The 13,559-nt window shown below is 30.5% G+C and carries 9 protein-coding genes; 4 read left to right on the plus strand and 5 right to left on the minus strand.

What is annotated here, in order from left to right:
• Positions 1 to 169: 169 nt before the first annotated feature.
• The 5 genes from EAH81_RS06370 to EAH81_RS06390 form a co-directional block, all read right to left on the minus strand.
• Positions 170 to 1,147: a hypothetical protein gene (locus EAH81_RS06370; protein ID WP_140505022.1), complete on the minus strand. Its 978-nt coding sequence runs from the start codon at positions 1,145 to 1,147 to the stop codon at positions 170 to 172.
• A 123-nt stretch (positions 1,148 to 1,270) separates the two neighbouring features.
• The gene (locus EAH81_RS06375; protein ID WP_140505024.1) at positions 1,271 to 2,170 is read right to left on the minus strand and encodes a hypothetical protein; all 900 of its coding nucleotides are present in this window, start codon (positions 2,168 to 2,170) and stop codon (positions 1,271 to 1,273) included.
• 127 nt (positions 2,171 to 2,297) lie between these two features.
• Positions 2,298 to 3,362, minus strand: coding sequence for an ankyrin repeat domain-containing protein (locus EAH81_RS06380; RefSeq protein WP_140505026.1), 1,065 nt, complete (start codon positions 3,360 to 3,362; stop codon positions 2,298 to 2,300).
• A gap of 71 nt (positions 3,363 to 3,433) precedes the next feature.
• Positions 3,434 to 4,678 carry a hypothetical protein gene (locus EAH81_RS06385; RefSeq protein ID WP_140505028.1) on the minus strand — a complete coding sequence of 415 codons (1,245 nt, stop codon included), beginning with the start codon at positions 4,676 to 4,678 and terminating at the stop codon, positions 3,434 to 3,436.
• Positions 4,675 to 8,718 carry a M23 family metallopeptidase gene (locus EAH81_RS06390; protein WP_140505031.1) on the minus strand — a complete coding sequence of 1,348 codons (4,044 nt, stop codon included), beginning with the start codon at positions 8,716 to 8,718 and terminating at the stop codon, positions 4,675 to 4,677. Before EAH81_RS06390 ends, EAH81_RS06385 begins: the two co-directional genes overlap by 4 nt.
• A gap of 363 nt (positions 8,719 to 9,081) precedes the next feature.
• Here EAH81_RS06390 and EAH81_RS06395 point away from each other — a divergent pair, with 363 nt between their 5' ends.
• The 4 genes from EAH81_RS06395 to EAH81_RS06410 all read left to right on the plus strand — a co-directional run bounded on the left by EAH81_RS06395 (position 9,082) and on the right by EAH81_RS06410 (position 13,528).
• Positions 9,082 to 11,274 (plus strand): hypothetical protein, encoded by a 2,193-nt coding sequence (locus EAH81_RS06395; protein WP_140505033.1) that lies wholly within the window; start codon positions 9,082 to 9,084, stop codon positions 11,272 to 11,274.
• A gap of 49 nt (positions 11,275 to 11,323) precedes the next feature.
• On the plus strand, positions 11,324 to 11,923 hold the full coding sequence (locus EAH81_RS06400) for a hypothetical protein (RefSeq protein ID WP_140505035.1): 600 nt from the start codon (positions 11,324 to 11,326) through the stop codon (positions 11,921 to 11,923).
• Between the two features lie 42 nt (positions 11,924 to 11,965).
• Positions 11,966 to 12,145 carry a hypothetical protein gene (locus EAH81_RS06405; protein ID WP_140505037.1) on the plus strand — a complete coding sequence of 60 codons (180 nt, stop codon included), beginning with the start codon at positions 11,966 to 11,968 and terminating at the stop codon, positions 12,143 to 12,145.
• A gap of 162 nt (positions 12,146 to 12,307) precedes the next feature.
• Positions 12,308 to 13,528, plus strand: a complete 1,221-nt coding sequence (locus tag EAH81_RS06410) for a hypothetical protein (protein WP_140505039.1) — start codon at positions 12,308 to 12,310, stop codon at positions 13,526 to 13,528.
• The last annotated feature ends 31 nt before the right edge of the window (positions 13,529 to 13,559 follow it).

The following is a 13,559-nucleotide window of genomic DNA, read 5'->3' on the forward strand; positions in this document are numbered from 1 at the left end:
ATAAACTATTCCCTTTTTGTAATAAAATAGATTCTAGTTCTTTAATTCGAATTGGTTTCTATTCTTATTCCAGGCTAATAAAACTAAAAGTTTTTTACTAATATATTGTCTTTCCTAAAAACAAAAACCGACCTTTTTAGAGGTAGTTTTTGGAAAAATATAGAACAATTTATTTTTTGTCAAGTTTTATCCATTCGTTAAAAGTTGCTTCACCTCCAACTCCTTTAATAAAATATTCGTCTCCGTCTTTTTTAATAAGGTAATTAGGTTTTGATTGTTTACAACGGTCATCTTTCTCGTTGTAGTAAACCTCTAAAATATTATCTTTTTCTACTCCTTTGTAATTTCCTTCACATAAAAAATCTCCCCTAAAAGCTTCTGCCTTTAATACAATTTTGTTTGTTGTAATCGTAAAATAATAAGTGGTCTGTCCCGTCCCATCGTTAGTTAATTCGCCTTTTGTACTTACTTCAAATTGACCCAGAAATTTTTCAGGAATTGGTGTGCTAAATTCTACTTTATCGTTTAATAGAAGATCATTATAAAGTGAAACCCCTCCTTTGTCAATTTTATTCGTTAAAAGCTTTTTTATAAAAACCCATTTGTTATTTTCGTAAATATAAAAATACGTATAAGCATCTTTCTTTAATTCAAAATCTCCTGATCCATCATCAAAATACGCTATCGATTCTTTTGGTAAGAAACTGGCAACAATATAATATTCATTTATTTTATTATCTAAAATTTGACTTACTTTATCATTTATTAGCTTTGAATTACCCAAAGCTTGATTTATGTCTTGAAATTGAGAAAAAAATCCTTTTGAATTTGAAACATTCCAATAGTTTTGAATTACTTCTGATTTTCCGATATAATTAACGCTAAATATTCCTAATTTTTCATTAGAAAAAGAGTAGGTTGGAAATGTTGGAGAATAATCAGGGAGACTATATCCATTATTTTTATACTTTTCTTCCAAAAAATCAATAGGAGCGGATTTAAAATCGTCATCTCCATTTTTAGAAATTTGATTTTTACTGAGTTCCTGATCTTTGCTTTTGGTTTTATTAAAATCATTCTTAGTTTCTGGTTTACAACTGATAAATACAATTAATAATAGAACCAATAGTTTTGTACAATATTTCATCTTTTTTGATTAGGTTATTTTTATATTTTTTTTGTGCTAAAATAGAATATTCTTTTAAACAAAAAACCTACCTGATTAGGGTAGATTTTTATTTCTTAAGCCTCTTTTTCTAGCCTTAATTCTTTATTTTACTGGTAGGTTTTCATAAGTTGGTTTTTGAGCTAAATTCTTATTTAAAATATAACCTTTCCTAAAACTTACCCTATCGTAAATATCAAGCCATAAATTATTATTATTTGATTGTTTATTTACAGTATCATTTACAATAACCCAATCATTATACTTTAGTTTTGAAACAACTTTAGAAGTCGTATCAGGTTGTGTATAGATACTAATCTTACTTTTTGACGAAACAAAACGAATTGGGTTATAATTTTTCCAATATTTATATTTTTCTTTTAGTTTAAAATAATACGGTTTTTTGTAACAAACCGTATCTAAATTTTCGTCATTATCCTCTTCTTTACTCCATAAACCTTTAGTTAATACAATTAGTGAATCTATGTTTTTTTGATTTATAAACAAATATTCTTCGCGTAAATCAAGATTTTGGCTATAGGTTCTCTTAGAGTTTTCTTGTTTCCAGGGAGAAGATGGAATGTATTGAAATTTCCAAACATCATCTTTTTTATTAACTAGCGAAAATTTAATTTTTGCATCTTTATCTTCCCATTCATCAAATACTACTATCTCATAATTTAAATTATCCTTATTGGTGTGATCCTTAATCCTATACAATTGATTTTGATTGGGATTTGCCTCGTCAGAATAAAAAATATTATCAATCGTTGCGTCATTAATAAGTCGTTTAACATTGAAATTAAGTGTTACATCTTCAAAATCTCCTTTTTTTCCTAAGAAATAAAAATATTCATTTTGATAAAGAACACTATGAAAAACCTGACTTTGAAGCTCTTTTATTTTTGTATTATTTTTAACTAAAACTACTTTTTTATCATCTGTTTTTTCAACATTTGTTTTTTTATTCGAGCAAGAAATAACAACTAAGGAAAATATAACCATAAACAAATAACGCATATCTAATGAAATTAAGTTGGAATAAATATAGCATCTTTTTTAAACTGTGAAATTCTTTTTAAAACAAAAAACTACCTGCTTACAGGTAGTTTTTGGAAAAATATAGAACCATTTATTTTTTGTCAAGTTTTACCCATTCGTTAAAAGTTGCTTCACCTCCAACTCCTTTTATAAAATATTCCCCTCCGTCTTTTTTTATAAGATAATTAGGTTTTGATTGTTTACAACGGTCATCTTTCTCGTTGTAGTAAACCTCTAAAATATTATCTTTTTCTACTCCTTTATAATTTCCTTCGCATAAAAAATCTCCCCTAAAAGCTTCTGCCTTTAATATAATTCCGTTTGTTGTAATCGTAAAATAATAAGTGGTATGTCCCGTCCCATCGTTAGTTAATTCACCTTTTGTACTTACTTCAAATTGACCCAGGAATTTTTCAGAAATTGGTTTTACATTATCTTTTAATAAAAGATTCAATAAATTATAAATTTCCTGATCATTAGCTTTAGCATAACTTAAAGCTGAAGTCTCTTCTAAATCAACTTGATTTACATCTGCACCTTTTTCTACCAATAGTTTAACTGCATCTCTATTTTTACTCTTTACAGCTTCTATTATAGGAATAGAAGCCATTTCAGTTTGTGGATTATACTTCCCTTTTATGTCAGCATTATGATTAATTAATGCTTCAACAATATGAAAATTAGAAAATTGACAGGCAAAGGAAAGTGGTGTAAGACCACCCTCTGTATAGGTACTATTTACATTTGCTTTATTTTCTAAAAGTAAATCAACTATTTTTTCATTTTGATTCTCTATTGCAACATAAAGTGCATCATATTGATAATCTTCATCCTCTTCACCCAATGTTATATCGGCTTTTTTTGAAATAAGCTTTTTTACAAAATCATATCTGTCAAATTTACAGCAATATCCTAATATTGTATAGGAATTGGATTCATCAAATTTGTAAAAAGCATTTATATTTTTAGTCGTATCTATATAATGAACAAAATCTGCCTGATCTAATTCTATTGCTTTTTTTATATAATTTTGATCTTGATTTCCTTTAGAAGATTGAGTTGACGCCGTTTTAATTACATTTTCATTTTCTGATTTTTTACAACTCAAGAATATAATTTGTAATAATAGCAGACATACTAATTTTGATTTTTGCATTTTTTAATATTAAGGATGAATGGGTCGATTTGATATTTTTCACAAGATTTCACTTCTATTTATTAAACATTTTATTTATCATATTCTTTTCTGGAGTCATAATCTTCAAATAAGACTTTTCCAAATTTTTTGGGAGAAACCATAACACTTGGCGGTAACATTTCTGAACTATCTTTTCTTTGAAAATAATCTCTTTTAAATTTTTCTAAAGTGATAGATTTTGTTTTTATATTATATTGGAAAGTAATATTGTCATTTTGAAGATCATCAAATTTATCACAAGTACCTTGTTCTATTGAAATATTATTACTTTCTACAATTAACTTTTTAATCCCCATATTAGGGCAATTATAAGTTGCGGTATAAATAATATTATCGTTTTTTGAAACGCTAAACTTATTTTCCCCTTCATTTATCAGTACATAAAGAGGAGAATTCATTAAAGAAGAACCATATTCTTCCAGTGGTTTAATTTCTTTAGGTTCAAAAATTATTATTAAATCTTCTTTTCCATCTTTATTTAGATCGCATTTTACTTCTTTCTTTATCCTGTAGGTACCTAATTCTGATTTTAGCGACTCTATTGTTTTTATATGTTTATTGTCTTTTGCCTTAACAATTGCAATGATTTTTTCTAAAGAAACATATTCGCTTTTAATCTTCTTATCAAATTTGATTTCTGGTTGGGTAGTTTTACCTTTAAAAAAAAGAACAGGCAAAAAATCTTGATTTTTAGGAATAAAAATATTTCCATCCCTTTCAACATTATCTGTTGCAGACATAAGTAATTTGTTATCCGAAATTACAATTTCTAAGATATCCCACGGATAACCAAAAAAATAGTTATTTGATTTACTCTCGTCAATCAACATTGGTGTAAAATACAATAACGGCTCTAATCTATTGTTTTTAATATCATAAAAGGCATAATCAATACCATCTTCCTCGCCGGAAGCTCTAAATAATTCCATTAAATTATCATTATCTAAATTAACGAAAAACTTATAATTAATACTTTCATGAAATTCATTCTTCAAGAATAATTTATAATCCGAGGTTATCCAATATTCGATATTTACACCTTTTTTTGAATCATATACGCTACATATGTAATCTTTTTTTAAATCATTATCAAAATCAATAGCTTCAGTAATAATACTTTTACTATCATATTCTTCTGGAATTAAACCCCTTATTTCATTGTTCAATGATGCTTTTTCAGCTTTTATTAAATACGAAATTACTTTTTTTTCGCTTCTCTGATCTTTACAGGAAAACAGAATCACAGAAATACATATAAATACTATTTTTTTCATTTTTGTGTGTTTTTATCTGGAGTTTTATTAAATGTTAGTTCAGTTATAATATTTGGATCAACTTTATTTCCGGTTCTGGTCTTTTCGCTTTTAATTTCAAAATGTAAATGGGTTTGTTTAGCTGTTAGGCTTCTTGCATTTCCTGTTTTTCCCGTTTCTCCAATAGAATCTCCAGCTTTTACAGAATCTCCATCCTTAAATTTTACCGCTTCATTTAGATGCGCATAAAAGAAAAAATACGTTTGACCATTATAAATCCCCTCAATTGTTACTGTATTTCCGTATGTTCCAGATTCATAAGGATCTCTTATTATACCATCAATACAAGCATAAGCTTTAGTTTTTACTGGGGCATATAAGTCTAGTCCATCATGTTTTCCTCCAGTTCTACCATGCCAATCGCTTTTTCCAGGTGTCCATTGTGTTTCTGTATACCATCCTCTTAATTCCATAATATCAAGCGGATTACGCCATTTTAAGTCAGTTTTTTTCTTTTTATCATCTTTTACATTTACACTTGCAATATTATCACTTTTATTTCCTTCTTTCAAACTTGCATAATATTTTACTATAAGTTCTTTTTTTTGAATTCCATTATCATCCTTATCTAAACCTGGATTTGCTTTATAATCAGATGTACCTTTTTTATATAAAGTATCTGTGTCTTTTTTACCTACAAAATCAGGAGAAAATACAGCTACATAAATATCTTCTGGAGTTCTAGGTAAGCGAACAACATTTTTAAAATATTTTCTTACCTTCTCAAGCTGATCTACTTCAGTCATATTTGCATATTCCAGCTTTAACTTGTGTAATTTATCAAAACCTTCTCCATCTTTAAATTCTTTCATGCTTACAAGTGCAACTTGAGTAAATTGTATCAATCCAACTGCTCTTGAACCCTTTTCTCCTGTTTTTTCATTGTTGTTTTCAAAATATTTTGCAGTCATTTGGTCTCTCGAAATAAGTCTTTTGTAGCCTGCCATTTGATTGGCTGCAAATGTGCCATTCGTTTCCCTATACATTACAGCCATTAGTCCATTGGCCATTTCTACTGTATTTTCAGGCCATAAATCTTCACAAATTTCTATTACTTTTTCTCTGAATTCTTTTGTGACTTTTGAACCCCATGTTAGATTTGCCATATTTTTCTTTTTACCACCTGCTCCCACCACCATATTTATCATCTTATTAGTCAAATGCTTCGTAGAATATGCCTCAATCCCCACATAATACTTATTTACTGTTCCTTTTTTTAATTTCTTATCAAGGTTCCTCAACAAGAAAGTGGCTATTGCAACTCCTTCAGAATTTACTGTTGCTGCTTTTGTGTAGATTGGTTTCTCTCCCACTTTGTGGGCTGTCAATACAATTTCTTTTCCAATCCTATTTTGTGTTTTGGCTACAATAGTTATAGTTGTGCCTTTTTCGTTAAACGGAATCTCATCTTGTGATGTTACTCTCCTGCCGTCATACATAAAATAAGCATCAAGAATTTTTACTTCTGTCGTAACAGATACAAGAGTATCTGACTCGTAAGTAGTTGGTGTCTTAAATGGATATGGCTTTCCATTTTGGATTCCTAACAATTTAAACCCAATCTTAGCATTGTTTCTACTCTGGAATCCAATAAGTTTCCTGAAATTAGAATCAAATTTTATTTCCTGAAAAATCGCTCCGTTTTCATTGGTTTTTACATCACAATAATATTTTGTTTTTACTTTATTCAGATAAAAATATACTCTTACAGTCTGATTATTATAATATGGAATATTTGCTTTTACCCAATTACTTTCACCTTCAAAACCAGATGCTTGTTTTTTACTTCCACCACCAGAAGCCCAATAAGCCTCGGTTACTTGTGGACGTGTTATTTCTATATTAAAAACTGACTTTGCTTTGCCACCTTGTGTGGTGTCGCTATAAGCTTCTACCGTATAATTCCCTTCTTTTTTAGGAAATGGTACATCAAAATAACTCCATTTATGCAAATGCATTTTTTTAGGATTATTGTTGTCAGTCATTACTACAGATCCTGGTGGTAAGTATGGTTTATTATTTGCATCATAAATTATCCATTTTACATCTTCTTTTTCTTCGTCAGTAGCTGGATTTATTCTAAAACTTTTGACTTCTAAAATCAAATTGTTTTTTGGATCGCCTACCAAAAAGATATGATTATTTGCTATTTTGTTGACTTGACCAATACTGGTAACTTCATTTTTAATTGCATTAAATTTATAATCCAGATTTAATGCATATTGATCTTTACTACGTACTTTTATGCAATATTCTCCTAAATTTGGAATAGGAAATTTAACAATACCTGTTGAATCTAATTCTCTTTCTTCTGAAATTATATTTACTTTATTAGCTGTTTTGCTTTCAACCTGATAGTACAATTTTAAAGGATTTAATGATTGCACTTTATGATTTTTTAAGGCAACTTTAAACGTTTTTTCTTTTGTAGAAGTTCTTGTAAGTCCGTCTTTAGTAATTCCCGAAGATGTAATTACAATTTCCTGAGCTATAATCTCTAATTTTACAAAAGCGGATGATTCTATAGTTTTACTATTATTTGATCCCGGATTTCCTCCATAAGCTTCGACTTTATAAGTTCCCGCTGTATCAAAATTATAACTAAACGAAGTTCCTTCGTTTACAAAAACAGTTCCTTTATCATTCTTCTTTTTAGTATTATAAATAATCCAATTGATGTCTTCTTTTTTATACTCATTATGCGGTTTTATAAGAGCTTCATCAAGAATAAATTCCAGACTTTCTCCAACAATAAATGAAGTTGCATCAGTATTTTTAATTTTAACCGCTCCTTTCTTTACCGCTCTTCCCGTAATCTCGTTGTTACTTACCTCTTTTAAGAATACATATACAGCCTCTTTACCAATATCTGCGTATAAATTGGCAGTTAGATTAGGATATATTTTGGTTTTAGTGGTTATTGTAATGGTGTCTGGCAACTTATCAAGCCCTTCAACTTCTTTTAGTAATAAAAATAGTTCGTTGTATCGCTCAAAAAGGTTGGCAACATTGACTGTATCATTGTTTAATTGATTTTTAATTATTTCCCAACGACTTTTACCTGCTTGAGAAATTTTTCCTTTAAGGATATTATTATCAATTGACTCAACCATTTTTTTGCGAACAACATCCCAATTAAAATTTTGAGAAATTATAGGTATCTGATTTGATTGTTTCAGCATCGCATACATTTCTGTAAACAATATATTATTTGGTTTACCATCAAAATCCTGAACTTTAGCTTCTTCATCAAAAGCCTTAGAAATGCTGGTCCAATAGGCTATTGCAGCAAAATCTTTTTCATTAATAGCCTGAGTTAATTTCTTTTTAATTTCTGCTATTACAGCTTCTATAGTTGGTTCTCCACTATTTGCCTGCAACGCTTGAGGAACCTTCAAAGTTTGCTGAGCTACCACATTAGCGTAGGCTTGTGTCGTTGTACTATTGCTAAAATTTAAAGCACTATTTCCTGCTCCCAATGTCGGAGAAGTAGTGTTGACTGATGCGGGAGAACTCGTGATTGTACCGCCAGTGGTATCAGCAACGCCTTCTCCGATTGAAGCGCTTGAAGTTGTTGTCTCTGAAACTGAAGAAGTAATACCAACTTGCTTTAATGTGCCGTTGATGCCTTCTCCAGTTGAGACGATATCGTTTGCTATTATTCCCTCAGAAACCGAAGAAGTAATACTGTCAGATAATAACTGTTTTTCGCTTTTTTCAGCAACAGTATTGACAGCGCCTTCTTCGATTGAGGTACTGGAATTATTTGCAATAGCAGTCGTATTCAGAGTTTGTTGCTCCTGCCATATTTCCACTATATCTTTTTGCTGACTCATTTCTTTTGAAACTTTGGCTAACTCTTTTATGATAGCTTCTGTTAACTGTTCTGAGCTTTTTATATCAGCACTGTTTTTTATTGAAAGATTGAAATTGTGAATTGCATTTTTACTCATCGCTATAGTATTTTTTCTGGGTGTAAAAGTACTATCGATATGTGTCATTTTAAAATTTCAAACAACTAGTATTCAGTAGTTTCAGCAAATTTACTTTCTACTGAAACTACTGAATCCAGAGGACTTTTTCTTGCTCATTTTCTATTCTTCTGTCTTACTTTTACACCCTCAAATATCAAATAGAAGTGTCTTTTTATATACCTTAATAAGTTACTGAGCCTTCGATTATTTCTCTCAAAACAATCACAACATTTTATATTAATCATTTTAAAAACAATAACCATTATGGATTATGTATTCTCAAATGGCATTACTAAAATGCCTAAAATACCTGACAAGAAGAACTTACAAGACAACGACAAAAAATAGAATTCATTAAAACTTACTTACATAATTAAAAAAAGAAAAAGTATGGCAATACAAACATTAGAAACTATAAAAAACTGGTTTAGAACTGGTAGAAAACCCAAGCAAACTCAGTTTTGGGACACGTGGGATAGTTTTCGCCATAAAAGTGAAGAGATACCTGTAGCAGAAATTAATGGAATTGATGAATTACTGCAAAATAAAACGGACAGCGAAATATTTGAAAATCACTTAACAGATCCAAATGCTCATGCTGAATGTTTCGTTGAAAAGCTCGATAAAGGAGGTTTTACAGGAACAGCAAAAAATATCGACGACAGATTATCAGCCATAGAAAATCCGGATCGGGTTTTAAAATTTGGCACAATTACTTTAACAGGACTTAATATAACAATTCCGGCTAACGCTTTTGTATGGGTTTTGAATAAAATTTCCTACTTATCCTCTGATGCTTATTCTGAAACTATTAGTGCGGCAACAACAGGGATGTATCGAAACGACATCGTTGTTGGTAATAATTTAGGAACTTATCAAATTATACAAGGACTTGAAGGAACAACTGGCACGGCAGCAGCAGAACCATCTGTTCCAATAGGAACTATCAAATTAGGTTTTATATCTGTTTTTGGGGCTATTATTACTGATTCTGGAAGTGCTCCATCTATCGAAAAAGTTACCATTGTCGATAATGACAGACTTTTTATTGAAGATAGTGAGAGTTCTTTTTCTAAGAAAGCGATTAAGTTTTTGAATATAAAGACTACTTTGACTCCTTTCTTTGAAGCACTTTTTTTAACTCAAACAACTAACCAAAATATTTCAGGAATTAAAACATTTTTATCTGGAAAATTTGGTTTGAGGAATGTAGCCAATACGTTTACTTCGTTTTTTACGAATGCAAATACTGCATCCAGAACTTATACACTGCAAAACAGAGATGGAACTTTACTTGACAATACTGACCTATCAACAATAAATACGGCATTAGGAACAAAACAAGCTGTATTTTCCGGAGTTGCAAATTATATTACAAAATCAATTAATTCAACAACTTTAGGTGTTAGTAGATTGCTGGATAATGGAACTTCGTTTGGTATAGGAACAGCTAAGTCGCCTACAAAAGATATTACTTTAGGAAACCAGATAAATAGAGAAATTGGAATAGAAGAAAGTAGTAATACAGCAATAGGAAAGGATTTAACAATATCTGCTGGAAGAACTATAAATTATACAGAAAATGCATTTTTTAATGCATTAACACCTCCATTTGGATTCTCTAGTTACGGAATGTGTTCGACACCAAGTGGAAATATTTATATAGTAACCCTGTCCAATAAATTGTATAAACAGACTTATGGTTCTGGTCCTTTTGTTGATCTTGGAACTGTTTTACCTCAAGGAACTGGAGCATTGTGCATCTGCTCAACTAGTACTAATGATTTATATATTGGTGTCTTAAACGGTGATATATACAAACAAACAAATGAAACTGGTCCCTTTGTCGCCTTAGGCCAAACATCGAGGCAATGGTATGGGTTGTGTGCATTGGGTACTTCTATTTATGCATCTGTCCAAAATGGAGATATATATAAACAGACAGGAGGAACGGGAAATTTTATAGCATTAGGTCAAACTAATAGAATATGGACAAGAATGGCAGCTTCATCTACAAGTGTTTATGTATGTGTTTCTGGCGGAGGAATCTACAAACAAACAAATGGAAATGGGGCTTTCACTCAACATTCTGCTAATAATTCAACTGGAATTACAATATCTAAGAGTAATGATATTTTTATAAATATTGGTACGGATATATTTAAGCAAACAAATGAAACTGGTCCCTTTGTCGCCACAGGCTCAACAGTTACAAGTAATGGAATTTGGGGAATGGCTACTCATTCAAATGGCAATATTTATGCTGGAGATTTCGGATCCACAATTTTTATGATGCAGAACAATGGTTCTGGAGCTCCAAATTTAGATGGTGGAACATTTAAGCATAAAGCAGGAACAGGAAAAGGAACAGGAAGAAGTAGACACGAGTTTTATACCGGGCAAAAAACAGCTTTCGGAACAGATATGCAGGTCGATACTTTAAGATGTTACATAGACGAAAATGGTTATATGATATGGGTGAATATGCCAACCTACTCCGATAATACTGCTGCAATTAGTGGGGGGCTGCCCACAGGTTGTGAATATAAAACTGTAACCGGAGATCGTAAAATAGTTTATTAAGGAGACAAAAAATAATTCACTAAAAAAATAATTTAAAAAAGAAAATAAAATGGCTATAGAAACATTAAAAACTATTAAAAGCTGGTTTAAAACAGGTCTAAAACCTACACAGGCGCAATTTTGGAGTACTTGGGATTCCTTCAGACATAAAAGCGAAAAAGTGCCCGTCGAAGATATTGAAGGGATTGAAAATTTATTAACCGGAGATAAAATTATTCCGTCCGGACAGTTTTTAATTTTTAAAGTTTATCCAAATACAGCTGATGAATTAGAAATCGGCGATAGCGTAATAGGATATTGTGAAGGTAATTTCCTTGCTGAAGCAACGTATTACGGTGGAGATACAAGTTTGATGAGCAGTTTTACTAAACCAAACAATTTAGTAGGGAGAATTATATCATTCGTTAATAACCACGTACTTACTTATGAACTTAATGGTGAAGTATTACAAAGATCTTATAGTTGCGGTGCCTATAATGGCATTGTACTTATGTACAAAAAACCAGGAATGACTGAATTTTCCAGTGTATCGCCTACTGGTTCCTACCCTGAATTATGGATATCATGGCTTGAATTAACGCCGGGTACTATTATTAAATTTAGAGATACTATTGGAAGTTTGAGCGATTCGAAAGAATTTATAGTCTAAAACTAACAAAATCCACATTAGAACATTAAACTTACAAAAAAAATGGAAAACATTATTAAAAATTGGAAAACAACATTAGCAGGAATTATCGTGGGAAGCATCGCAGTCGCAGTTGCTCTAGACTATATCACGGCAGAAGTTGGCGGACAAATAACAAGTGTCTGCATTGCTTTAGGTTTAATTGCAAGTAAAGACGGCAATAAAACAGGAGTAATAAAATAAGTTACACTCCTAGGAAGTGTAAACTAAAATAGTTTAACAAAGTTCTTAAAACTCTCACATCCGTTTTTAACAAAGACTACTCAAGATTGTAGAATAACAAACCATTCGTACAGTCTTGGGGCTTTTTGTTGTGCAAGATAAGTTCATTCAAAAAACAAAAAAATGAAAGAAAATATAGAAAAAATACCCAATAAAACCGAATCATCAACACATACTTATACTATTAATAACGCTTTAAAATTAAATACAATAAACGAAGGTGAACCAACCGACAACGTTTTGGTTTATGGTACAGATAATGAGGTAAAATCTATTCGTAGAAGTGAGTTTGAAATTGGCTTAATTAAAATTAAAGGAGAATATTCTAATAATGATGAAGCTTTGCTTAATGGGCTAGTTGATGGTGACATTTATAACTTACCTTTAAATCTAAGCCAAAACAATGTAGCCCTTTTAGCAGTAGTCAAAGATATATCCCTTGCAATTTTGACTTTAACATGGGCAAATATTGATACAGATATTTCTTCTTTTGGAATAAGTGATAAATATGATTTGGTCCAATGGAAAAATTACTTTTCATCGAGATTAAGCTCAGGAGTATTATACAGCTTAGATGTTACTGAAAATACTATTAGATTTAAATTCCAAAATTCAGTATCCATAAATCAAGTGAATTTATGGAATATGCGATTGATGGATATAGAATTAGAAAATTTTGAGCAATTGGACTACTTAGGACTAGATAACAACAACCTAACTAGTTTTAACCCAAGTATTCCTCTGCCTGGTACTTTAACTCATTTAGGTTTAAGTGGAAATCAATTAACAGATTTTAGTCCAACATTACCATTGCCTTATAGCTTACAGACATTAGAAATTAGAAATAATCAATTAGTAAATTTTAGTCCAAAGTTACCTTCTGGTTTGTCAACACTTTGGCTAGACAGCAATAATTTGGAAGAGTTTGCAATTATTAACTCTTTACCGTCCAATCTAAGATTCATTGAATTAGCATATAATAAATTATCAAATTTTGATCCAACAATTCCTTGGCCGGAATATTTCGAAAATTTAGGACTAATGGGAAATAACTTAACAAGTTTCAATCCAACATTACCATTACCAAATTCTTTATATTTTCTAAATTTAAGTGGTAATAAATTAACGAGTTTTAATCCTGTTTTACCATTACCTACTTCACTACGCGAAATATATATGTCCACAAATTTAATAACTACTTCAAGTTGGAATAACGACACTGCGTGGATAAGCTCATTAGCAAACAACGGAGTTATTAATGTAATGTCTAATACAGGCAAAGTTTCAGGAACGGCAACAGAAGCTCTACTTTTAGCAAAATCCTGGACAATTCAAGTATATTAAAAACAAACTCCTTTGAGAATTAATAAAAATT

Source organism: Flavobacterium pectinovorum (genome assembly GCF_006438875.1).
GTDB classification, from domain to species: domain Bacteria; phylum Bacteroidota; class Bacteroidia; order Flavobacteriales; family Flavobacteriaceae; genus Flavobacterium; species Flavobacterium pectinovorum_A.